At 47.4% G+C, this 24,538-nt stretch carries 17 protein-coding genes; 8 read left to right on the top strand and 9 right to left on the bottom strand.

The window, feature by feature from the left end; all coding sequences use genetic code 11:
- Position 1: 1 nt before the first annotated feature.
- The 3 genes from ITG12_RS22020 to ITG12_RS22010 form a co-directional block, all read right to left on the bottom strand.
- On the bottom strand, positions 2–1,720 hold the full coding sequence (locus ITG12_RS22020) for an efflux RND transporter periplasmic adaptor subunit (RefSeq protein WP_248873993.1): 1,719 nt from the start codon (positions 1,718–1,720) through the stop codon (positions 2–4).
- A 164-nt stretch (positions 1,721–1,884) separates the two neighbouring features.
- Positions 1,885–3,276 (bottom strand): TolC family protein, encoded by a 1,392-nt coding sequence (locus ITG12_RS22015; protein ID WP_248873992.1) that lies wholly within the window; start codon positions 3,274–3,276, stop codon positions 1,885–1,887.
- A 135-nt stretch (positions 3,277–3,411) separates the two neighbouring features.
- Positions 3,412–3,834 (bottom strand): hypothetical protein, encoded by a 423-nt coding sequence (locus ITG12_RS22010; protein WP_038882094.1) that lies wholly within the window; start codon positions 3,832–3,834, stop codon positions 3,412–3,414.
- Positions 3,835–4,167: 333 nt separating this feature from the next.
- Between ITG12_RS22010 and fdhF the strand changes: the two genes are divergently transcribed.
- The 4 genes from fdhF (at position 4,168) to ITG12_RS21990 (ending at position 11,969) form a co-directional block, all read left to right on the top strand.
- Positions 4,168–8,406, top strand: a complete 4,239-nt coding sequence (fdhF, locus tag ITG12_RS22005) for a formate dehydrogenase subunit alpha (protein WP_038882095.1) — start codon at positions 4,168–4,170, stop codon at positions 8,404–8,406.
- 93 nt (positions 8,407–8,499) lie between these two features.
- Positions 8,500–9,435: an endonuclease/exonuclease/phosphatase family protein gene (locus ITG12_RS22000; protein ID WP_248873991.1), complete on the top strand. Its 936-nt coding sequence runs from the start codon at positions 8,500–8,502 to the stop codon at positions 9,433–9,435.
- Between the two features lie 147 nt (positions 9,436–9,582).
- Complete coding sequence (locus ITG12_RS21995) at positions 9,583–11,397, top strand: amidohydrolase (protein WP_248873990.1); 1,815 nt, start codon at positions 9,583–9,585, stop codon at positions 11,395–11,397.
- Between the two features lie 200 nt (positions 11,398–11,597).
- Positions 11,598–11,969, top strand: a complete 372-nt coding sequence (locus ITG12_RS21990) for a hypothetical protein (protein WP_197074511.1) — start codon at positions 11,598–11,600, stop codon at positions 11,967–11,969.
- A gap of 68 nt (positions 11,970–12,037) precedes the next feature.
- Here ITG12_RS21990 and ITG12_RS21985 read toward each other — a convergent pair whose 3' ends face one another.
- The 6 genes from ITG12_RS21985 to ITG12_RS21960 all read right to left on the bottom strand — a co-directional run bounded on the left by ITG12_RS21985 (position 12,038) and on the right by ITG12_RS21960 (position 19,659).
- Positions 12,038–13,135: an ABC transporter permease gene (locus ITG12_RS21985; RefSeq protein ID WP_039974874.1), complete on the bottom strand. Its 1,098-nt coding sequence runs from the start codon at positions 13,133–13,135 to the stop codon at positions 12,038–12,040.
- Complete coding sequence (locus ITG12_RS21980) at positions 13,135–14,061, bottom strand: ABC transporter ATP-binding protein (protein ID WP_248873989.1); 927 nt, start codon at positions 14,059–14,061, stop codon at positions 13,135–13,137. The genes ITG12_RS21985 and ITG12_RS21980 overlap by 1 nt, the downstream gene beginning before the upstream one ends.
- A 4-nt stretch (positions 14,062–14,065) precedes the next feature.
- Positions 14,066–15,013 (bottom strand): HlyD family efflux transporter periplasmic adaptor subunit, encoded by a 948-nt coding sequence (locus tag ITG12_RS21975; protein ID WP_038882115.1) that lies wholly within the window; start codon positions 15,011–15,013, stop codon positions 14,066–14,068.
- 368 nt (positions 15,014–15,381) lie between these two features.
- On the bottom strand, positions 15,382–17,013 hold the full coding sequence (locus tag ITG12_RS21970) for a methyl-accepting chemotaxis protein (protein WP_038882105.1): 1,632 nt from the start codon (positions 17,011–17,013) through the stop codon (positions 15,382–15,384).
- Positions 17,014–17,434: 421 nt separating this feature from the next.
- Complete coding sequence (locus ITG12_RS21965) at positions 17,435–18,298, bottom strand: MurR/RpiR family transcriptional regulator (protein WP_005425077.1); 864 nt, start codon at positions 18,296–18,298, stop codon at positions 17,435–17,437.
- Positions 18,299–18,387: 89 nt separating this feature from the next.
- On the bottom strand, positions 18,388–19,659 hold the full coding sequence (locus tag ITG12_RS21960; RefSeq protein WP_038882107.1) for an amino acid deaminase: 1,272 nt from the start codon (positions 19,657–19,659) through the stop codon (positions 18,388–18,390).
- A gap of 179 nt (positions 19,660–19,838) precedes the next feature.
- On the opposite strand from ITG12_RS21960, the gene ITG12_RS21955 reads away from it, so the two are divergent.
- The 4 genes from ITG12_RS21955 to ITG12_RS21940 all read left to right on the top strand — a co-directional run bounded on the left by ITG12_RS21955 (position 19,839) and on the right by ITG12_RS21940 (position 24,534).
- A complete protein-coding gene (locus tag ITG12_RS21955) occupies positions 19,839–21,284 on the top strand; it encodes a D-aminoacylase (protein WP_038882109.1) in 1,446 nt (481 codons plus the stop codon).
- 51 nt (positions 21,285–21,335) lie between these two features.
- Entirely contained in the window at positions 21,336–21,728 is a 393-nt protein-coding gene (locus ITG12_RS21950; RefSeq protein ID WP_005425100.1) for a RidA family protein, read from the top strand.
- Between the two features lie 234 nt (positions 21,729–21,962).
- Entirely contained in the window at positions 21,963–23,486 is a 1,524-nt protein-coding gene (locus ITG12_RS21945) for a sodium:solute symporter family protein (RefSeq protein ID WP_038882110.1), read from the top strand.
- Between the two features lie 103 nt (positions 23,487–23,589).
- On the top strand, positions 23,590–24,534 hold the full coding sequence (locus ITG12_RS21940) for a sugar kinase (protein WP_038882111.1): 945 nt from the start codon (positions 23,590–23,592) through the stop codon (positions 24,532–24,534).
- The last annotated feature ends 4 nt before the right edge of the window (positions 24,535–24,538 follow it).

Here is a 24,538-nt window from a genome sequence, read left to right as displayed (position 1 = left end):
ATTAACCCTCGACGGCTGCTGTTGCAGGAACTAGCTGTTTAAGAACGTAGTCAGATCCTTGTTTTTCAACTAGAAATCGAACTTTCTGTCCTTCTTCAAAACCCGATAGATCAACATCTTCACCCACAGAGAAGTTCATCTCGCCAGCATTCCAGTTCCATTCTGCAACCGGTAGGTGGTTTAAGGTGATCATGCCGAAATCAGCCATCAGCATCGTGATGTCACCAGTTAGCCAAACTTCTGCTGCAATGACGCTGTTGTCTGCCTTAAAGTCAACGATTTGGTACTGACCGGACTCTGTCTTTTGCATTTCAAATTCGATAGCCTGACCTTTTTTCAAGTCACCCATTTCAACGCCATCTGCGAAAGTGAAGTTCATTACCATGCCCGGCCAATCCCACTCTGGTACCGGCTGGTGGTTGATGGTCAGCATGCGGTGATCTTTCATTACGTCTGTGATCTCACCTTTGGCCCATGCTGTTTCCGCCGCTGCTTCTACACCATTGATGCGAGACAGATCCGCCGACTGGCTTGATTCAGAGTCGAGCATGAAGTGAGATGAAGTAACGATCTTATCGCCTTGTTTAAGTCCTTGTAATACTTCAATTTGTTCGCCAGCTTCACGGCCAACTTCAATTCGAGCAGAACGGTATTTGCCGTCGCCTTCAGCCAGAACAACGCGAGTCATACCGCCAGAGCGGATAACTGATGATTTAGGAATCGTTAATACTGCGTCGTCAGTAACAGGCTGCAAGGCAATATTGGCGAACATGTTTGGCTTCAATGCGCCATCTGGATTAGGGAATTTAAGACGCACACGCAACGTACGTGTTTTCGGATCGAGGATTGGGTACACGTAATCTACGACACCTTGCCATTCATTGCCCGGAATCGCGTCAAGGTTCATCGTGGCTTGAGAACCCGCTTTCATCCAGTGCGCTTGACGCTCAAAGACTTCTGCATCAACCCAAACATTGTCCAAAGGACCTGCACTGATCACCGCTTGAGCAGGGGACAAATAGCCACCTTCACGCACGTTTAAGCTCGCGATAACGCCATCAGCAGGAGCTTTGATTTCAATGGTTTGCGATGCTTTACCACTACGAGTAATGGATTTGATTTGAGCACGGTCAACCCCAAGCGTTACCAAGCGTTCGGTCGCCCCTTTTACAAGACCTTTGCGGCCAGTGCGGTACGCATTCAGCAACTCTTCTTGTGCTTTAACCAGTTCTGGAGAGTAGAGCGTGAACAGCACATCGCCTTTCTTCACTTTCTCACCCACGGCATTGATGTAGAGTTTTTCTACCCAACCCGCCACACGAACGTTGGTTTGCCATAACAGACTTTCATCAAAGGCAATATAACCAACGGTTTCGATGCGTGGTGACAACTGCTGTAGTGTCGCGTTTGCGGTTTTAACCCCGAGGTTATTTTCTACTGAAGGGTCAATAGTCACTGTACCTGGTGCATCTTGTTCACCGGATAGGTCTTCTGCGTAAACCGGAATCAAATCCATGCCCATTGGGGATTTACCCGGTTTGTCGCGTTTGTAATTCGGATCCATTGGGGCAACCCAGTAAAGCGGATCATTAGAGCTTGCAGCAGATTCGCCACCCATCGCACTCATGTCGTGAGCCGAGCCCGTAAGAAAATGATTAGCACCAAACCCTAAAGCACCACCAACAATCAGCGCGATGGTTGCAATCTTAAATGTTTTCATTGTTTTACCTTATTTTCCCCTTCACATTTGACGCTACAGCGTTGTTGCCTGCTCTCGTTCACCCAAATCACATAGAAGATCCCTTAGTTTGTTAGGGAAAGTGCTCATGGGATTCTCTCGTTTGCCGCCTAGCTGTAGCCCTAACTGTCTTGGGGAATCACAAATTAATATGTCGAGATAGAGCGAGCTTCTGGTGAAGCGACTTGATAGTCGAAACCACCGAGTAGGGTGGCTAAATTGCTGTTTGCGATATTGAGATCGGTCAGCAGGCGTTGCTGCTCCAATTGCAGAGCCAACTCATCAGTCGTGGCAGAAATCACATCGTTAAACTGCGCTGTGTTGTTTTGATAACCCCGCTCAACGGCTTGAATGCGCGCTTTCGCTTGAGGCAATAAGGTGGATTGGTAACGTTCTAAACGCTGGGTTAAGTTGCCGCGATCAACCAGCAAAGTGTTCACCTTGGCGTTCATCTGCGTTAGTAAGGTGTCTTTTTGCGATTGTGCCGCGCCAACTTGGTATTGAGCGGCAGCAAGATTGCGATCTTGGCGGTCACCCGTGAACAGTGGAATGTCCATGGTTAGGTAAGCGCTGACCAAATCGGAAGCGGGTTCTCCCATCATGTTGTCGGCTTGGCGGTAGGCGTACATTACTTCGACGCCAAATTGTGGGTTGTAGGCTTGCTCTGCAATTTCCACCTGAGTTTTATTGGCAGAAATACTGACGTCGGCCATCTTAACCATCGGGTGTTGGCTGAGTTGTTGATAATGCTTGGTGGAACCCTGACTGGCAGCAAGTTTGCTGTTCAGTGTGTCCCAATTAAGTTGATTGCTCGCATGCAGGGCCTGTTCATTCGCCAACCAATCTGACCCCAACCATTCGGAGAGTTGAGAGATAAGACGACGTTGCATTTGTGCATTGGCTTGCAGTTTCTCATCCAACTTGCTGACTTGAAGTTGGGCATTGAGCAGATCTTGCGCTTCACTCTTACCAATCGAATAGTTGGTTTGAATAAAGCTTTCCATCTCCTTCATCAACTTGCGGTTCTCAAGCATGATTTGCTCAGCGCGTTGCTGGTAACCAAGTTCTAACCAAAGTTGAGTCATGCTGTTGGCTACCTCAAGCTCACGAGCATGGACTTGAAGCCCAAGGCCGTCGGCTTGTTGATTGGCTTTCTTCTGTTGCAAATCAAGCGTAGAGCCACGCTCAAACTGTTGCATTAAACCAACGGAGATGTTGGTCATGGGGTCTTCATCGAATTTGAAGCTGTCGACAGGCAAGCCACCAAAACCAACTTTCAGTTTTGGGTCCATCAAGGTCGCGCTCGCGATGCCCGTTTCACGCATAGCAGCAGATTGCGCTGAGTATTGCTTACGATTGCCATCGTGACTCAAAGCGACGTTGATCAGTTGGGCAAGCTTGGTCGTTGAAGCTTGCTCACTTGATGCGGAATTTTGCGCTGCGTGCGTCTCTTTACCTGCGGCGTTAACCAAGGTTGGTGCAGCGACCAGAGCCACCATAAAAATAGGTGCAGCTAAGCGGTATGGTTTGATATCCATAATCTAAATCCAGTGTTAGCCGGATCGATGGAGGTGCGGATTTTATTGCGGGAACAGTAAAGCCTTGTTACCTCATCGTTCAGGCGCATTAAAACAACCTGCGATATACGCGCAGGGTCGAATGCTAGGACGGATTTAGGCTATAGGAGGTCGGTATAGGTCGCGGCTGACGTGTACGACAGGGGAAGCAACTTCAGGAGTAATAGTTGCGCGATAGACAACGGGCATTGGGCTATTGATAGGATTCGGTAGGGGGACGAAAACTATCGTACACGCGGCAGTACAGCAGGTATGAACCATGCCGGAGCCTCCACCACAGTTCATGCTGGTTTCTCTTGCATCGCCATCTTCGGACATAGAACCGTCAGTCATGGAGACGTCCATCATGCCAGGCATACCGCAGTGTTCGCTGTCACTCATCATAGAAGGATGGTGAGCCATGCCAGTAGACATCATTTGAATATTCATCAACGGCTCACTGTTCGCCACACTAGATACCAATAGTACTAGCGTCGTGAAGAGAGTTAACCAGATTGTATGCAGCGATTTTAAGTGCATACCCTTTCCCATGTGTTTGATGAAAATGATGAAAATGATGAAAATGATGAAAACCCTTCAATTCTAAAGGTTAACCTAAGGGTAAGGTCAATCATTTATTACTCTTATTATCAAAATAGTCCAACCCTTCAGTTTTCGCACTTTCGAGGGAGTAAAACGTTTGTTAAACACCGAGTGTTGAAAGTTAGCGAAAGAAGCCCTCGCTTTTTATGACACGTGAAAAATGTGGTTTATAAGTTTTACATCACACTAACTTGTCTTACAAATGATTATCCTTATAGAATGCATGGTTTTACTTGTGCAGATTTGGATTTGCTTTGCTGCGGGGGTTGCATGATAGAAATTGTCATCGATGGAAAATATAGAATTGTAGAAGAGGGTCTAACCCTTTTAGAAGCAGCAAAAGTGTGTGGGGTCGAGATCCCATCGCTGTGCGGAATGAACAAAAGTAATGAAAAAGTACCGTGTGATTTGTGTGTGGTTGAAGTCGAAAGCGGCGGTACTAAGCGTGCGTGTGAACTCGAAGTTTACCGCGGCCTTAATGTGGTCACGCAATCAGAACAATTAAGCGAGCACCGCAGAAAAGCACTCAACCGCATCATGACGGACCATTACGCCGATTGTGAAGCGCCATGTAAAACCGCGTGTCCTGCGGGCGTGGATATCCAATCGTACCTTTATCACATCGCACAGAACGATCATCAAAAAGCGATTGAAGTGATTAAACGTACGCTTCCTATGCCGCTATCGATTGGCCGTGTGTGCCCGGCATTTTGTGAGAGCGAATGTCGCCGCTCGTTAGTCGATGAGCCTATTGCAATTCGTCAGCTAAAACGTCATGCCGCGGATGCAGATCTGTCTGCGCATGAAGCCTATGTGCCAGAAAAGAAACCAAGTAAAGGGTTGAACATTGCCGTCGTCGGCAGTGGTCCTGGTGGTCTAACGGCTGGCTACTACCTATCGAACGAAGGCTATGACGTTACGGTCTTTGAATCCATGCCAAAAGCGGGCGGTTGGTTGCGTTACGGTATTCCTGAATACCGTTTGCCAAAAGACATTCTCGATAAAGAAATCGAACTGATGTGCCGTAATGGCATGCAAGTTCACACTAATCAAAAGCTGGGTGTGGATTTCACGCTTTCTCAATTGAGCGAAGAATACGATGCGGTGTGTTTAGCTGTCGGCGCGTCTCAAGCGGTTGAAATGCATTACACAGGCAGTGACCTTGAAGGTTGCTACTTAGGCGTTGATTACCTTAAAGATTACGTCACTGAGCAAAACTATGTAACGGGCCAGAAAGTCGCGGTGATCGGTGGTGGTAACACAGCAATTGACTGTGCTCGCACTGCGCGTCGAGCTGGTGCAGACACCACGTTGATTTATCGTCGTACTCGTGACGAAATGCCGGCAGAAGACTACGAGATTGTCGAAGCGGAACACGAAGGGGTGAAGTTCCACTTCTTGACCAACCCTGCAGAAAACCTTGCCGATGAAACCGGACGCGTGAATGCGATTCGCCTAGAACGCATGGCGTTGGGTGAGCCGGATGCATCTGGTCGTCGAAGCCCTAAACCAACCGGCGAGTTCTTCACCGAAGAGTTCGACACCGTAATTGCGGCAGTATCGCAAAAGCCAGACCTGAGCTTCCTAGAAGGTGAAGACTTATCTATTCCGCTAACGCGCTGGAACACCTCTGATGCAGATGAAAAGACCATGCACACCGGCACGGGCAACATCTTCAGTATTGGTGATTTCCGCCGTGGTCCTGCAACGGCAGTTGAAGCCGTGGGAGATGGCCGCGTTGCGGCAAAAGCCATTGATCTGTTTTTGAATGGCGATATGGCAGATATGCCAAAGGCGGCGTTTAACTCGCGTAAAGAGAAGAAGCTCTCTCAAGTCGACCCGCTTCACTTCGAGAACATCCAGAAAGTCGCTCGCTCTATCATGCCTGAGCTGACTCCAGCACAACGCGAGCAAAGCTTCGCTGAAGTGGAGTTGGGTTTTGATAACGAAGAAGCAATGAAAGAAGCAGCGCGCTGTCTAGAATGTGGCTGTCAGGCAAATACCGATTGTGCGCTGCGTGATTACTCCACCGAATATGAAGCTGAGCAAAGCTTTGACTTCTCCTTACAGATTAAATCGCATCAAGATTGGTTAGATCTTCGTGCGAAAGACTTGCGTCATAAGTACGAAGTTGACCGTAGCTCTGAGTTTATTGAGTTTGATGCCAACCGCTGTATTAGCTGTGGTCAGTGCATCCAAGCGTGTCGTGACAAAGCCGTGCACGGCGTACTGAACTTTGTGTGCGACAAACAAGGTCGTCCTGCATTACGTCCTGACGACCGTCCACACTTCGGAAGTAACAAGAATGGTTTAACCCTAATGGGCGATTCGAACTGCGTGCAATGTGGCGCGTGTGTTCAAGTGTGTCCAACGGGTGCGATGGTCGATAGTCGTGACCGTTCGCAAGGCCGTACTGAAGATCTGAAAGCGGTCGACACCATCTGTACGTACTGTGGTGTGGGTTGTAAGTTGACTATGTTCGTGGACGAAGCAACCAATACGATTCGTTACGTGAAAGGCGGTGACTCGCCGGTGAACCAAGGCATGTTGTGTGTGAAAGGGCGCTTTGGTTTTGATTTCATTGGCAGTGAAGAGCGTCTTACCACGCCATTGATCCGTAAAGACGGTTGGCTGCAACCTGCAAGCTGGGAAGAGGCGATTCAACTGATTGCGGGCAAGTTCTCTGGCATTAAGCAAGATTTTGGCAGCAACGCATTGGCAGGCTTCTCTTCAGCGAAAACCACCAACGAAGATAACTACGCGTTCCAAAAATTTGTCCGTCGTGAACTGGGCACTAACAACGTCGACCACTGTGCGCGTTTGTGTCACGCATCGAGTGTAACCGGTCTTGAGGCGTCACTGGGTAGTGGTGCAATGACCAACGACATTCCAAGCATTAAACACTCGGATGTGATCTTTATTATTGGTTCGGATACCACATCGGCGCACCCGATTATCGCTTCACATATCAAACAAGCAATTCGTCACCACGGTGCTCGTTTGATTGTAGCTGACCCGAAACGTGTTGATATGGCAGAGCATGCTGAGCTGTATATGGCGCACCGTCCGGGTACAGATGTGATGCTTTTAAATGGCGTCATGCAGCAGATCATCAAGAACGGTTGGTACGATCAAGAGTACATCGAAGAACGTGTCGACGGCTTTGATACCTTGTTGCAAGAAGTGATGTCGCCAGCTTACAACCTCGATAAAGTGGAGTTGGTTACGGGCGTAAAAGCCGAAGACATTCAAGCAATGGCGCGTATGATCGGTACGGCAGATCGTACGGCTGTTTACTACTCGATGGGTATTACTCAGCACACCACAGGTCATGACAACGTGCGTTCTATCGCTAACCTGCAATTACTGTGTGGCAACATCGGTATTGAAGGTGGTGGTATCAACCCATTGCGTGGTCAATCAAACGTGCAAGGTGCGTGTGATATGGGCGCGTTGCCAAACAGCTTCCCGGGCTATCAAAAGGTATACAACCCGATTGTGCGTCAGAAGTTTGCGATTGAATGGAATGCGCCAAATCTGCCTTCTGAGCAAGGTCTAACCCTGACAGAAATCATTGATGCGGCTTGCCATCGTGACGTTCGTGGTATGTACATCATGGGTGAGAACCCAGTGTTGAGTGACCCGAATCAAGCGCATGTGATTGAAGGTTTAGAAACACTTGACTTCTTGGTTGTTCAAGACATCTTCCTAACGGAGACTGCGCAATACGCGGATGTGGTTCTGCCTTCTTGCTCGTTTGCAGAGAAAGCGGGTCACTTCACCAATACAGAACGTCGTGTACAGCGCGTGAATCCGGTTGTCACGGCACCGGGTGAAGCGAAAGAAGATTGGTGGATTATTCAAGAAATTGCCAATGCCATGGGCAGTGATTGGGATTACCACTGCGTGTCTGATATCACCAATGAAATCGCACGCGTAACACCTCAATACGCGGGTCTTCGTTGGGATGCGATTACGCCAAACGGTGTGCAATGGCCAAGCAACAAGAACAACCCGGCGGGTACTCGCATCATGCACCAAACTCAGTTTACTCGTGGTAAAGGGCAAATGGTGGGCGTACCGTTCCGTTATGCGGCTGAGCTGCCAGATGAAGAGTACCCACTTGTGTTAACGACGGGTCGCGTACTTGAGCAGTTCCACACTGGTACCATGACGCGTAAGACCAAAGGGTTGGATAACCTTGCTGGCCCTCGCGCGATGGTGAGCGTGGAAGACGCAGAAGCGCTAGGCATCAGTAATGGTCAGCGTCTGACGGTGTCTACACGTCGCGGCAGCATTGAGATTGATGCCTTTGTGACTAAGCGTATTCAAAAAGGAGTGGTGTTCATTCCATTCCACTTTGTTGAGTCGCCAGTCAACCGCCTAACGACAACGGCGACTGACCCGCATGCGAAGATCCCTGAGTTCAAGGTCGCTGCGGTTAAAGTGGAAGTGAGCGAAAAAGTGCAACACGTAGAGCCTGCAACGGAAGCGGCTCATTCCATTTAGGCCAATCTGTTTAGATACAGGTTAGCAGCGCACTGGCGAGTTGGGCGATTACATATAAGCTTATGATATGTAATCGCTAAATGAGCCGTGCGTGTGCTAAGAGTCATTAAATGGATTGTGTTGTTTTTACCCGCTTCAATTTGGCTGGTGGCAAGGCAATACCATGATATTTGGTGGGCGGAGAATCTAACCTCGATTCCCGCTCTCCTTTTATTCGTCTACCTAGGCTTTGCTCTGGTACTTTTGGTTTGTCGTCACTGGGCGAAAGCCATTGCTGCTACCTTGATTGGTTTGGCTTCTATTGCGTTTCTCTTACCCACTCAAATCACAAACAACCAAACCTGCGAAAATCCGCTGACGATAGTCCAATTCAACCTGTTCTACGAAAATCCGGACATCAATCAGTTCATCAATTACTTGCTCAAACAGCCTGCAGATTTGGTGGTGATGCAAGAGCTCTCGCCTCAAGTGGGGGAGAAACTTCATCTTCTCGACGATATTTATCCTTTCTATTACGGCGGCCAGCGCGGCGTTGGTTATCCGTCAAATCAGATGATTTTGAGCAGCTATCCTTTGGAGTCTGTTTCGATTTATCACACCCCAGATGGTCAAGAGGTGATTCGAGCAACATGGCAAGTGGACAACCCTATTACTTTAATGACGGCGCATCCTCCCTCGCCAAGAACAGAGCCGTTATGGCAACGCCGCAATGCCCTGATTCGAACCATAGAAACCCTTACTGATTTGTATCCAACACCGGAAATGATCGTGATAGGGGATTTCAATCTTTCTGCTGCAAGCCCGAGGTTTAATGGGCTGTTTTCTCGTTTCCACACTCAACCTGTTGTCAGTTGGCCAACATCAGTAAAGGGCTTGCTGGTTCCTGTTTTCGCCATGATAGGGATTGATCATCTCTGGCTTAAATCGGAAAGCGTAGAGAGGACCATTTGCTCTCGCAAGTCGGCAAGCCATCCAAATGGTTCTGATCATCGCTTGGTCACCACGGTGATAGGTAACGTTATGAATTAATTCCTGTTTCATTCTCAAGATTGTGAGCGAAATCGGTTCACCCCTGACAAAAGCGGTCTTTACTTTATACACCATGCTCCTCTTTCTTTTTTGGAACGGGATTCCATAACTAAAGCAGTAAATAAACTGGTGATATAAGGGTTAGAAATGAAACCATTCAAACGAACGTTAGTGGCAGGTGTCATCCTAGGGTTAATTGGTACCGTGGCAGGATGCAGCCCAGCAGAAGAAGCGAAACAACCACAACAAAAGCCAAAACCTGAGGCTCAGGTAGAAGAGCAAGCTCAAGCAACTGCGCCTGTGGAAAGCGGTGAAACGATCTATCTGGCTGATACCATAATCACAATGGATGAAGACCAACCTCGTGTAGAGGCAGTTGTAGCGGACGATGACGGCAAGATTGTCTTTGTTGGACAAGAAGCGCAGGCGCTGAAGCAGTTCCCAAATGCGGATAAAGTCGACTTAGAGGACAAGGTGATCATGCCTGGCTTTATTGAGCAGCACCTTCATCCGTTCCTTGGTGCACTTACGCTGAGCATGCCGGTCATTGCTCCTGAAGAGTGGCAATTACCAAGTCGTACTTGGCCAGCGGTGAATGGACATGAAGAGTATCTGGCCGCGTTGACTGCCGTTGAAAAAGAGATGAAGGATCAAAATGAAGTATTGTGGACATGGGGCTACAACAACTTCTTCCATGGTGAATTGACGCGCGCTGATCTTGATAAGATCTCGAAAACACGTCCAATCGGTGTATGGCATCGTTCGGCACATGAGTTCTACGTCAACTCTGCCTTTATTGAAAAGTTTGGTCTTAACCAAGCAGATATTGATAAGCAAGGTAAAGAGGTAGCAGCTCAGTCAGATCTGGAAAATGGGCATTTCTGGGAAGGTGGTGCACTGATTTACTTGTTACCGCGTATCTACAAAGATCTTGGTAGTGAAGCAAGATTCCGTGCCGGACTAGAGCAAATGGTAGAAATGCTGCACGAGAAAGGGGTAACAGCTTACAACGAACCTGGCGCGTTCATATCAGAGGATATGGTGGGTCTGTATAAAGAGATCTTGGGGGCTGATGAAACGCCAATGTACTCCTTCTTTACACCAGAGAGTAAGTCACCGTACTTCTTGAAGGGCAAAGAGGATGTGGTTCAAGCGGTTGAAGAAATCACCAAAACCTTCCCTGATGAAGGCAAAGTTCGCTTCTTTAAAAACCAAGTTAAGCTACTGTTCGATGGTGCGATCATCTCTCAGTTAATGATGATGAAAGACGGTTATCTGGATGGCCATCATGGCGAGTGGATTCAAAGTCCTCAAGAAGTTGAAGACATCACCAAGCTGTTCTGGGAGAAGGATTACCAAATACTCGTTCATGTAAACGGTGATGAAGGCGTTGAAAAGCTGATTGAAATTTTGAAACGTCGTCAAGCTGAATACCCACGTGATAACCACCGTTTTACGATTGTTCATTTTGCCAATTCGACCGACGAGCAAGTCAAGGAACTGAAAGAACTCGGAGCTATCATCAGTGTGAATCCATATTACGTCACTGGCTTTGGTGACCGTTTTGGTGAAGTCGGTTTAGGTGAAGAGCGTGCTCATGCCATGGTGCGTCTGGCGACCATAGAGAAAGAGCAGATCCCAGTCTCATTGCATTCAGATATGCCAATGGCCCCGGCGGATCCTCTATTACTTGCTTGGAGCGCCGCTACCCGTCAAACCAACAATGGCAATGTATTACGCAAAGACTTGGCCCTATCTCGTGAAGCCGCATTAAAAGGCATCACTATAGAAGCCGCGTACTCTTGGGGAATGGAAGACACCCTCGGCAGTATCGAGGTAGGTAAGGTTGCCAACTTTACGGTACTCGAAGAGGACCCTTATAAAATCGACATCAACAAGCTAAAAGACGTACCAATTTATGCCACTGTCTTTGAGAACAAGCTATTCCCTATTGATAAGTAAAAGTAACTTTTAGCACTAAAGAGCTGCAAGGTGTCTAGTTATTTAGAATTAGGTTAAATCAGGCGACGGCTTGTCATGGAATTGACCGACTCTGACCGTCGCCTGTTATTTGGGTGAATTCTTTAACCTAAACTTCATCCGCTTCCTATACTGAAATTATAGAGAAAAGCAGAAATTCATAACGATAAGAGGCAACTTGCATGACAAGAACTACCTCAGCAGTGTTAATTATTATTTTGATGAGCGCCTATTTTGCCTATAACCGTTTCTACGTTTATCCGCAAAAGCTGGAAACACAGGCGGAATCAATGCTGATCCAAATGGCCAATCGAGAAGAGTGGCTTGATGTTCCACAGATGATGGAACGTGTCGATGCACACAAAGCACACTTAGAGCTGGATGCCGACATCACTTCAACCAGTGGCAAACGTGCTTATGGTGAAGGCTATATTACTTACAGTGACCACAGTAGGAACGTATGCAAACAAGTGGTTTTTAATTTTAAAATCAACTCGTTGAGAAACTACATTATTTCCGATTTGCACGATTGTTCACTCGGTGAGTACTATTGATGTTCTACTCGCTTTGATCAATAACGCCTCCGAATGTGGAGGCGTTATTGTTTCTTGTATCACAAGTGTTAATCGAGAGATTTCTTAAAGCGCAATGAGGCGATGACCAATCCGACGACCGTGAAGCCAAGCAACCAAACCGTATCCCGCCATAGCTCCATCAAATCTGCCCCACGCAGCACCACACCGCGAATGATGCGCATAAAGTGAGTCGCTGGGAGCGCTTCGGATATCCATTGTGCTGCAACGGGCATCCCCTCATAGGGGAACATAAATCCGGACAGAAGAATCGATGGCAAAAGAATAAACACCGTCATCTGCATGGCCTGAAGCTGTGTCGTCGCAATGGTGGATATCACCAAACCTAAGGTTAAACTCGCGGCGATAAACAACAGCGTGCCAAACAGTATCTGACTAATGGCGCCGTTTATAGGCACACCAAATATCCAGTGCCCTAAGCCTAAAATGATAAACACCTGTACCAGACCAACAAAGATGTAGGGAATGATCTTCGCCACCATGAGTTCGATGGAGTGGATTGGCGTAGTAATCAATAACTCCAAATTGCCTCGTTCCCGTTCTCGAACAATGGCTGCACTGGTGAACAAGATCATCGTCATGGTCAGAATTACGCCCAATAAACCAGGGACAATGTTTACCGCCGAGCGTCGACTCGGATTGTAATACAGCGCAACTTCAAAGGTTTTGGTTGGGGCAGGGCGTATCTCAAAATCAAAATCCGTTAACGGCATGGTTTGTAGTGAGAGAATCGCAGAACTGATCATGGTGTCTGAACCATCCACAATCCACTGTCCAAGCTCTCTACCTTGCACCATACGTTGGGTTAAGTCGCTAGGCAGAATTAAAGCCGCTCGCACCAAACCGTCTTGAATGGCTTGCTCGGCTTCTGATGCGGTAGCGAAGGTTTCGACCACATCGACCACTTGCGTGACTTTGACGGACTCGGTAATCACGCGTCCGGCAGTACTGCCACTTTGATCGACGACGCCAACGGGAATGTTGCGAATATCGGTATTAATGGCAAAACCGAACAGCAGAAGCTGAATCAGGGGGATCATTACGACCATGCCAAAGGTGATTCGGTCACGTGAAAGCTGACGGATCTCTTTGATCATCACCGCTTTCATACGGGCAATAGATTTCATCATTGGCGACCTTCTCCCGTAACACTGACAAACACATCTTCCAAGCTCGGGCGAGCAATGTTCATCTCGCAGCCCTCAAGCTCAGGAAAGGTTTGAGTTAACCATTCGATCGGTTGTTCGATGTGCTGGTGGATCAAAATGCGTAAGCGAATGCCGAGCTGTGCGGCTGAGCGTACCTCTTCACGCAGAATGACTTTCTCCTTGAGCTTGCGTAGGTTGTCCGCTTTGACTTCGACGATGTTAACGCCCATTTGCGCCATGAGTTCTTCTGGCTCACCATCGGCGCGAATTTCGCCCGCTTCCATAATAGCCAGACGATGACAGCGCTCTGCTTCATCCATGTAGTGCGTTGTGACCAAAATCGTGGTGCCTTGGTCAGAGAGATCAAACAATTGCTCCCAGAAATCACGTCGGTTCTCTGGGTCAACCGCAGACGTGGGTTCATCGAGAAACAACAGTTCTGGTTTGTGCATAGTGGCTGCGGCGAGAGACAAGCGCTGCTTCTGACCGCCACTCATTCCGCCGACGCGCTGTTTGCGTAGTTGGTCGAGACCGTAGGTGGCTAGTTGTTCTTCGATGCGAGCTTTTAGGGCCTTGGTTTCCATTCCAAAGATTTGTCCAATAAACTCAAGATTCTCTTGAACCGTCAGGTCATCATAGAGGGAAAACTTTTGTGTCATGTAGCCAATCTTGAGGCGCAGAAGCTCAGATTGTTTTGGGATCTCTAGCCCGAGTACATCGACATTGCCCTCGCTTGGGCTAAGCAAGCCAGTTAACACACGAATGGTTGTCGATTTACCGCAGCCGTTCGGGCCAAGAAAACCATAAATACTGCCTTTGGGCACATTAAGCGTGATGTTGTTGATTGCGGTGAAGTTACCAAACTTTTTCACTACATTTTCAGCTTGAATCGCGTATTCGGTCATTGGCTTACTCCACCAAATCCACTTGTGCTGGGATACCTGAAGGCAAGGATTGTGCTGAGTCTTGAAGGTCGACTTCTGCTAAGTACATCAACCGCGAGCGTTCTTCCTCGGTGAGCGCGAAATAAGGCGTAAATGAAGGCTCAGTCGCAACCCAGCGAACGGTGCCCGCATATGGCTGCTCAACGCCATCTACATGCACGTTAACCGTTTTACCCGGCACAAATTCGACTCGATAGTTAGCAGGAACATAAACGCGAGCGTATGGGACGCGGCTGGCTTGTATTACAGCAACCACGCCATTCACAGGAACGCGTTCGCCAAGGTTAAACGGTAGGTTGTCGAGTAAGCCGTCACGCGTGGCAGTGATGGTCAGTTCTGCCAGTTTTTGTTCTTGCAGTGCCACATCGGCTTTTGCTGCCATGAGTGCGGCTTTCGCTTGTTCAATATCTTCAGGGCGAGAGCCAGCCGTCAGTTTACCGAACTCTTCTTGTGAGGAGTCTAGCTCTGCACGGGCAGAATCTCTGGCTGCTAAAGCGGTGTCTTTTTCTGATTGGCTGATGAGTTTCTTGCGAACTAACTCCGCTTTACGTTGGTAGTTCTTTTGCGCTTCAACCAATTGAGCTTCCGCTCTGGCAACGCGTGCTTGCGCTGCGGCAATGTCTTCTGGTCGTTCACCATTGGCCAATTTCAAAAGGTAAGCGTCCGCTTTGGCTTGCTCGGCGACTGCATGAGCTAAAACGGCTTCTTGGTTCTTTGTATCGAGCTGAACCAGTACTTCACCCTCAGTCACTTGGCTACCTTCCTTGATGGGTAAGGCACGAATTATCTCGCTAGAGGTTGCAGTAAAGGTTACACGGTCACGCTCTAGTGTGCCAAGGGCTTGCTGCCCGTCATCTTTGGAACAGGCAGTTAAAAGAGTCAGGGCTAGGGTGCCAAGAATGATTCGCTTCATCATGCGACGCTTCCTCTAAGAAGGTGAGCTCGAAATCGTATCAAGCTATAGAAGAGTGTGGGACTGCATTCAGTGTAACGTGAGTCAGTTTTGTCCGGCTAGGAAGTTAATTCCTTCAATATTCATCAATTGATTAATTATTGAAACTGGCCTCACTCTTGAATGCGTCTCTAAGAATATTCTCATTCAAATATAGTGGGTTACCGTGATGTTGGTGGGATTAGGAAAGATAAATTAAAGAATCGAGACAAGGATCAGGTTTACCGTGCACGCGTAAAGAAACGGCTAGATAAAGCAAAGCCCGATGGTTGAGCATCGGGCTTTACAGAGCGCGCTAGGACAAAGTTAACGCAACCTTTAATGGCTGTTTAAGCCGTTTTAAATTGACTGACGATTTCTTGTAGACCAACTGCCAGTTCACTTAAGTCTCGGCACGCTATCGCGGTTTGACGAGAGCCTGTTGCGACTTCGCTAGAGAACTGGTTGATGTGTTCAACATTGCGATGCAGCTCTTCAGTCACAGAGCTCTGCTCACTGCACGCACTCGCGATTTGGATGCTCTTTTCAGCGATGTTGTCAGCGCTTTGTTCTATGTGACCAATCGTCGTACCTGCTCGCTGAGCTTGTTCAACGCACACTTGAATCAAATCGCTGCTGTTGTTTGTTGCCGATACAGCGGTTTTCGAGCAATTCTGAAGTTTACTGATAATGGCAACGATCTCTTCTGTCGATGCTTGTGTGCGACTCGCTAGCGTACGAACTTCATCAGCGACAACGGCAAATCCACGGCCTTGTTCACCCGCTCGGGCAGCTTCAATTGCAGCATTGAGAGCAAGCAGGTTAGTTTGCTCTGCGATGTCTTGAATTACGTCAACCACCACGCTGATGTTCGATGCGTCTTGCTCTAGCTCGCTTACCATGGTGCCAACAGATTGAATCGCGACCGAGGCTTCGTTGATCTGTTCAATACACTCTTGAACCACTTCTAAGCCTTCTTTGGCTTCTTGAGAGGCGCTGTTTGCAGTTTCTGAAGCGGCTTCCGTGTTGCTTGCTACATCATGCACCGTTGCTTGCATTTCGTTCATGGCGGTGGCAATCAGGTTAAGTTGTTGCTGCTGCTCATCCATGCCAGAAGAGGTTTGTTCTGAAATAGCGCTCACTTCCTCGGTGGCGGTGCTCACCTGAGCGGTAGTGGAAGAGATGCTGTCGACCAGACTCAGTAGCTTGGCTTGCATATCTTCACAGGCATCTGCTAATAATCCGAGCTCGTCGTTACCAATTTTATTGCGCGGAAGTTTGTAGGTAAGGTCGCCGGAAGCAATCTTAGAGGCCATTTCAACCACGTATTGCAGTGGAGAGCAGATTTGTTTTGTGAGGAATAGGCCGAGTACAAAGCTCAATGCCAATAAAGCAACAATCGCGATAATGCTATAAGTGATGGCGTCTGCTACCACATCGTGAGTGCTGTTGATGTCTTCTTTGATGAAGGTTTGGTTTAACTCAACCAGATCTTTAATCGAGTTAGAAAGTGCTTGGAACGTTGAAAAACCATCCAGCAGCATGGCGTTGGCTTCGTCAATACGTTTCGTGGTTAATAGCTCTGAATATTTGTCGTTGAAGCTACGGTATTTTGACCATGCATTCGATACTTCATTATAAGCATCACGGTCGCGCTGATCCCAAAGTGATTTACCGTATTGTTCAATATAGTTGTCGATTTTATTTTCTGATTCATCCAAACCTTTAAGCCAAGTGTTAAATTCAGCATGGTTTACATTAGTCAACAAAGAGAATTCGTCTTTTCTTAAGGTGCCAATTTCGATTTCAATATTTTTTACCAATAAAATACTTGGCACTGTAGTGTCAGAAAATTCTGTCATCTTGCTATCAATCAGTTTTATTTGAGAGGTAAAGAAGAAAGATAACGCAATGACGGCAGCGGAGATAACAAGTATCAACGCACTGATTTTACTTTTAATACTCAGGTTAGAAAGTTTCATAGACTCACTGCAAATTGGGGGCTTGAAAGGCTCGGAGTCTATTCCTGAGATTTGAAATTTAGTGTGATGAAAGTCTCAAATAGTTTTATCGGAAACGAAAATAAAATGGAAACTTAATGTTCATATTTCGTTTGAAAATAAGTTAATAGTTAATCAATATTGATGGGGAAAATAATTAATTAACTTATAAATTATTTCGAGTACGAATTGGTATTAATCTTGATAATCTTACATTCAATCAGAATTTTCTTATTGATGAATTTCGTTATTTATGTGTTAGCAATTTTTTCCTAAATATTAAAACAAGACATCGTACCGAATTGAAAGTCTTATCTCGGTAAAATAAAAGCCCGATGCTGAACATCGGGCTTCATTGTTTGAGTTTTATGAGCGAGATTTTAGGTATCTAGACCACGTTGGTTTAATCACCAAGAGGCTGTCTTTCCAAACCGCCACGGTAAGAGTCAAGGGCAACTTTGAGTCGACGAAGTTTATCGCGTGAGCGTCGCTTATGATTAACGGCTAATGCCATCGAAAGTACATCAACCAAAGCCAACATCGCGTAGCGAGAAGCGGATGGCTTGTAGATGAAATCCGTCTCTTGGTGTTCAATAGGCAGAACCAAATCGGCTTGCTCAGTCAAAGGTGTGTCTTTCGGAGTAATCACAATGACTTTCACGCCGTACTGCTTGGCTAATTGCGCGGTTTCTATGATGGCAGGGGTATAGCCAGTGGCTGAGATCATGACCAACACATCGTTCGCATCTGCCGTCGCCGCAATCATGCGCGATAACAAGCCATCGTTGTAAGCCACAACAGGGTAACCCAGACGGAATAAGCGATGCTGCATCTCCTGTGCTGCAATGGTTGATCCGCCCCCCATACCAATACAGATTACTTGTCTTGCGTTGTGCAGCCAGTTCACAGCAGTGTCGATATCTTCTTCAACTATCAAACTGCGGTTTACATCAAGGGATTGCTTGATCGACTCATAAATGCCTTGGTAGCCACTTTGGTCAGGCGGCTCAAGGATGAATCGTTGTCCAACCGTTAAGGTTTGTGCCAGTTTGATCTTCATATCACGCACGTTTTTGCAGCCAACAGCTTTAGCAAAACGGGTGATGGTGGCTTCACTCACTTCTGCGCTTTCTGCCAGTTCAGTAATGCTGGCATTGGCGGCAGTTTGAATGTCGTCCATGATCAACTTCGCGACCTTCTTTTCGGCATCGCGCAGCGCACTGAAACGTTCAGTGATTTGAGAGATAATATCGACTTCTAAACTCAAGCTGTGTTCCTATCTTTTACATGGAGGCGATTGTGCCGCCTCCACTGGTTTGGCATGAAGTATAACGAAAAGCCTCACTAAGCTCATCATCAGAAACGGGTTTTCACCCAATGAGTGACTTGATACTCATCATCACAAACCGCCACGGCACGCCACTTATCAAACGTTAAACATGGATGAGAGGTTGAGAAGGCTATCATATCACCCACTTGAAGGTCGCTGTTTGCGTCTACTTCGATGAACGCGTGCTGATCCATCACAGCAGTCGTTACCGCACTTTCAATAGAGATTGACTCACCTTCGCGGTATGCGCGCTCAGGGATTGGCAATCCAGCATCAAACGCCACGTCACGTTTGCCAAAGCCGGCAACTAGCTTGTTTGGCTCGGGGCGAGAAATGACATAAGCCCAAAGCTCTAGTGCTGATTCCAGATCACCACCTAAGTCACACGCGGCACCTTGGTTGTTTTCAGCGCGCTGCATGACTTTGTTTTGTGCGTCTAGGTAAATGCCTGTGTCATGAATTGCGTAGCAACCTGGGCGAATGATGGCGTCAAAATCTTCTAGGTTGGCAAAGCATTCAGAAACTACGTCATACCAAGCAGAGCCTGCGCCAGTGACCAGAGGTTTGGACTCAATCAACTTGTCGTTTTGTAGTTGAGCTGCGATTTCCAATGTGGTGTTGAGGAAGTCACGGATGTCCTGCTCAGCATTGTCACCATGAATGACACCTTCGTAAACCTCGATACCTTTGAGTGTAAGGTGAGGTTGCTGGTGGATGAGTGTGGCGAGCTCAACCACATCTTGTTGATTTCGGCATCCACAGCGACCGCCTTCGACACCAAACTCAATCAGTACATTAAGCGGCAATTGATGCTCAGCGAAGGCACGTTCGAGCGCTTTGACGTTTCGGCTTGAGTCCACACAGCAATAGAAGTTGATTCCATGGGTTTCAATCAAGTTGGCGATGATGGTCATGTTTGCGCGCCCAACTAGTTGGTTCGCCATGATGATGTTTTTCGCTCCGCCTAGCGCCGCAATCTCTGCCTGAGCCGGTGTTGCGACGGTAATGCCCCAAGCGCCGTTTTCTAATTGCTGCTGAAAGAAAGCGGGAGTCATGGTGGTTTTACCGTGCGGTGACAACTTCACTTTGTGCTGATTGGCAAAACGCTGCATCCAATCGAGGTTGTTCTTCAATGAAGAAGATTTGATCACCGCTGCGGGCAGGGTGATCTCTTCATGGATCAGGCTGTGTAACCCGTCCGAATTGCACGCAACAGGTTGAGCCTTTTCTCCGTAACCTGGCGTGGTAACACACTCATTATGATAGTTTTTATCACACTTTTGGCGATTGTCTTTCATGGCGCACCTACTTCTAACATGGTCTAAGTGGTTGATATTTATTGTTTGTTGCTAACTACCATAAATAATATGTTAGAAAGTATCAAACAAATCTGAGTTTTTTGTGTGTTTCTTCACTGTTTAAATTTCAAGAATTATTAAGATGGAATCATGTTAACGACGGACGAAGAGAGTGAAGTATGTTGTTCGATACCATTATCAAAAGCGTAGAGGTATTTGACGGTACGGGTGCAGCACCATTCATTGCTGATGTTGCGATTCGTCAAGATCGTATTGAGCAAGTAGGGCAGCTAGACGAGCTTTCTGCAAAGAAGGTTATCAACGGTCAGGGTCTTGCGTTGGCTCCGGGATTTATTGATGTACACACGCACGATGACACCAATGTGATTCGTTACCCTGACTGCTTGCCAAAGATCAGCCAAGGCGTGACGACGGTAATCGTAGGCAATTGCGGAATTAGCGCAAGTCCTGCGGTACTCAGTGATACTCCGCCAGACCCAATGAACCTATTGGGCAAGCAGGAAGACTTCAAATACCCAACTTTTGCGGAGTATGCGAAGGCTGTACAAGCGGCGAACCCTGCGGTCAACGTTGCAGCGTTAGTCGGTCACACAACTTTACGTAACAACGTAATGGACGACTTACTGCGCACGGCTACCGATGAAGAAATCGAGCAAATGCGCCAAACACTGGCACAAGCGATGGAAGAGGGCGCATTGGGTTTGAGCTCGGGTCTTGCTTATGCGAGTGCCAAGCAAGCGAACGCGGATGAAGTCATGCGCCTAGCGGAAATTCTCGGTCATCACGGTGGTATCTACACCACGCACATGCGCACCGAGTTTGAAGAAATCATCAGCGCAATGGAAGAAGCCTTTGAAACTGGGCAGTACGCCAAAGTGCCAGTGGTGATTTCTCATCTTAAGTGTGCAGGTGCAGGCAACTGGGGACGCACGGTAGAAGTGCTGGATTTGATGGATAAGGTTTCTGAGCATCAAGACGTGTCTTGCGATTGCTACCCATATTCTGCCAGTTCTTCAACGCTGGATTTAAAACAGGTGACGGATGAAATCGACATCTTCATCACTTGGTCTGAAAGCAAACCTGAACACGCTGGCAAGATGCTGAAAGACATTGCTGACGAGATGCAACTGCCTCTTATGGAAGCAGCAAAAACGTTGCAACCTGCGGGTGCGGTTTATCACTGCATGGATGAAAACGACGTCAAACGTGTCCTTAAGTATAAGTTGACCATGGTGGGCTCGGACGGATTGCCAAATGACCCGCACCCACATCCACGTTTGTGGGGCACATTCCCGAAAGTCTTGGGACATTACTGTCGTGAAGAACAGCTTTTCCCATTGGCAGAAGCGATTCACAAGATGACGGGGATGTCAGCAACACGCTACCAATTGAAAGATCGTGGGGAAATAAAAACAGGCGCTTACGCAGACTTGGTTTTATTTAACCCAAATACAATTAAAGATACTGCAACGTTCGAAAATCCAATTTCCGTCGCGCAAGGTATTGAATCTGTATTTGTAAATGGCGAACTATCTTATTTAAAAGATAAAGTCACCGAAAATAGAAATGGCGTATTTATTTATAGAAATAATACCCATCAATAACTTATTAAATTAATTAATTTTATAGATTAAGCATTATCACTGGAGAATATTATGTCAATTAAACGTTATGGTGTAGAAGGCGGCGTAGGTACTGGCGGTCAACATTTACCATTTGCACGTGCAACAGAAGCGGGCGGCTTCTTATACGTATCGGGTCAAACACCAATGACTGACGGCGAAGTGGTAGAAGGCGGTATCGTTGACCAGTCTCGCCTAGCGATTCAAAACTGTGTCGACATCATGGAAGAAGCAGGCTACACACTAGCTGACGTGGTACACGTAAAAGTGGTACTAACGGATTCTCGTTACTTCCAATCGTTCAATAAAGTGTTCAGAGAGTTCTTTGGTGACCACCCACCTGCACGTATTTGCATGGTGTGTGACCTCGTGGTGGACGTGAAAGTTGAAGTCGATGTGACTTGCTACCGCGAAGATCGCCGATAGAAATCACACTTTACCTAATTAAATAAAATAGAGTGCCGGAAATAATTACTTTCCTGTTATTATCTTTTTGGCACTCTCACTCCCTACATAAATATAATTTCATAAAGCAGTAGTGCCTAATATATTTAGCAAATGCTATAAAAATAAAATTAGATAATTTCTGGAATAAAATCTAATACTTGCTGCTGGAATTATATCAATCTGAAAGATGGATTTTGATATGAGAGGTGTTCAATGAACAGTACACTTTTTCTTACCGGCTTCGGTGTGTATGTCTTATTTTTAATTTGGTTGGGATGGTTTGTCTCTCGCAATCAAAAATCAGGTGAAGACTTTCTACTCGGTGGTCGAGGCTTACCTCTGTTCCTCGTATTAGGTACCACGGTAGCAACTATGGTTGGCACGGGCTCTAGTATGGGCGCGGTTGGCTTTGGTTATTCAAACGGTTGGGCTGGTGCGCTTTACGGCATTGGCGGCGCAATTGGTATCTTGTTATTGGCACTGTGGTTTGCGCCAGTCCGTAAACTCAACTTTATGACCATGAGTGAAGAGCTCGCATACTACGTAGGTGCAAACCGCATCGTGAAGAACGTGGTTGGTCTGCTTATCTTTATCGCTTCTATTGGCTGGTTGGGCGCACACATCCTTGGTGGTGGTATGTACCTAGCGTGGATTGCCGATATTGAGCTGAGCACTGCGAAGATGATCATCGCAGCTGCGTTTACCATTTACGTCGTTATTGGCGGCTACACTGCGGTGGTTTGGACAGACACCATTCAAGCTATCATCTTATTCGTTGGCTTCATCCTGATGGCGGTACTGTCAGTGCAGCACATTGGCGGCTTGGATAACCTGTACTCAGCCATGGACCCAGAAGCGGTGAGTTTCCTTGCGATTGATAAGCTTGGTCTAATCCCAGCGGTTTCTCTTGCTGTTGTGATTGGTGTGGGTGTACTTGCAACGCCTTCATTCCGCCAACGCATCTACTCAGGTAAAGACGTATCAACCATCCGCCGTTCATTTGTGGCGTCTGGTGTGCTGTACTTGTTCTTCTCTATCATTCCAGCAGTCATTGGTATGGCGGCGCATGCGATTGACCCTGAGTTGAACAATGCAAACTTTGCTTTCCCATACATCGCGGCAACGGTATTGCCAGTAGGTGTTGGTCTTATCGTTCTGATTGCTGGTCTATCAGCAACTATGTCGAGTGCGAGTTCGGATGCGATTGCGGGCGTGTCTATCTTATTGCGTGATGTGTACGTTATGTTCACCGGTCGCGTGCCAAACAAAGAATCCATGTTGAATTACTCTCGCTTGGCTTTGGTTGTGGTGATCGGTTGTGCATTGCTGTTCGCTCTAACTTCGAACGACATCATCGGCTACATCACTAAGATGATCTCGACAGTCATGTCTGGCATGTTCGTGTGCGGTATGTTGGGTCGCTTCTGGAAGCGTTACAACTGGCAAGGTGCGTTGGCAACATTGGCAGGTGCGTCTATTGCTTCATTTGCAGTAATGCTGAGCCCTGACCTGACCGCTTTCTGGGGCAACCCAGTGATTCCATCTTGCTTGTTTGCTCTAACTGCTGGTGTGGCAATGAGCCTAGTGACTCCAGCTAACCAAGTATCACCAGAAATGGCACGAGCAATCCTTGATGATGAGCGTGCTCTAATGGAAATGGAACTGTCTGACAAAGGTGTTCTGGAAGAAGACGCTTCTCTACAAAATCGCGCAACGGCGGCAAATCAAAACGCTTAACAGCAGAGAGTTTCCGGCTCGAACAGAAACTCGCTCATAAGCTCCTGACAAACTGGTGGCTCCCCCGAGCCACCATTCTAAATCTATCCAAAGTAGGTGAACGATGACCGATTCATCCCAGACTAAAATTGCTTTCTTTGGCGAATGCATGATTGAACTGAGCGGCGACCCAATTCGCAAAGGCTTTGGTGGCGACACGCTCAATACCGCACTTTACCTCTCTCGACTAACGGCTCAGCAGCCTGTCCAAGTGTCTTATGCGACCGGTCTTGGGGAGGACGTACTTTCTCAAGAGCTTCTGGAAAACTGGCAACAAGAAGGCATTGCGACTGATCTTGTCGAGATATTCCCAGCTCAGCTTCCGGGTTTGTACATGGTGCAGACCGACCAAGAAGGCGAACGCAGCTTTCTATACTGGCGTGACAGCGCAGCCGTTAAAAGTTACTTCTCTACCTCTTCGCTCAACAAATTAGAAGCCGCGATTGCGAACCGAGAGCTGGACTACCTCTACCTAAGTGGCATCAGCATTGCGATTCTAAATGACGACAGCAAGGCAAGGCTTAAAAAGGCATTAAATCAGTTCTCACAAGATGGAGGCAAGGTTGTCTTCGATAATAACTTCCGTCCTCAACTTTGGTCTGTACAAGAGGCGAAACATTGGTACGGCCAAATTCTGCCTTTAGTCGACATTGCGCTTATCACTGAAGACGATGATGTCTTGGTGTGGGGTGAAGAGGAAAGTGCCGAGCAGCACTGCCTTCGCTTTGGTTGCCAAGAAATCGTGATTAAACGTGGTTGCGAGCCTTGCAAACTGGTTTGGTCGCATGGTGATGACAAGCAAAGCGCTTACGTAGGCGCCGAGAATGTCGTCAAAGTGATCGACACCTGTGCCGCCGGCGATTCATTTGCTGCTGGTTACCTTGCAGGACGATTGACCGGACAAAGCTGTGAGCAGTCTGCCCAACTCGGTCACGCACTAGCAGCAACCGTTATTCAATATCCTGGCGCGATCATTCCAAATGACGCCATGACTCATCTAATTCGATAATTTC

The sequence above is a fragment of the Vibrio sp. ED002 genome (assembly GCF_023277445.1).
GTDB lineage: Bacteria > Pseudomonadota > Gammaproteobacteria > Enterobacterales > Vibrionaceae > Vibrio > Vibrio jasicida.
This window is presented reverse-complemented; position numbering and strand designations above follow the sequence as displayed.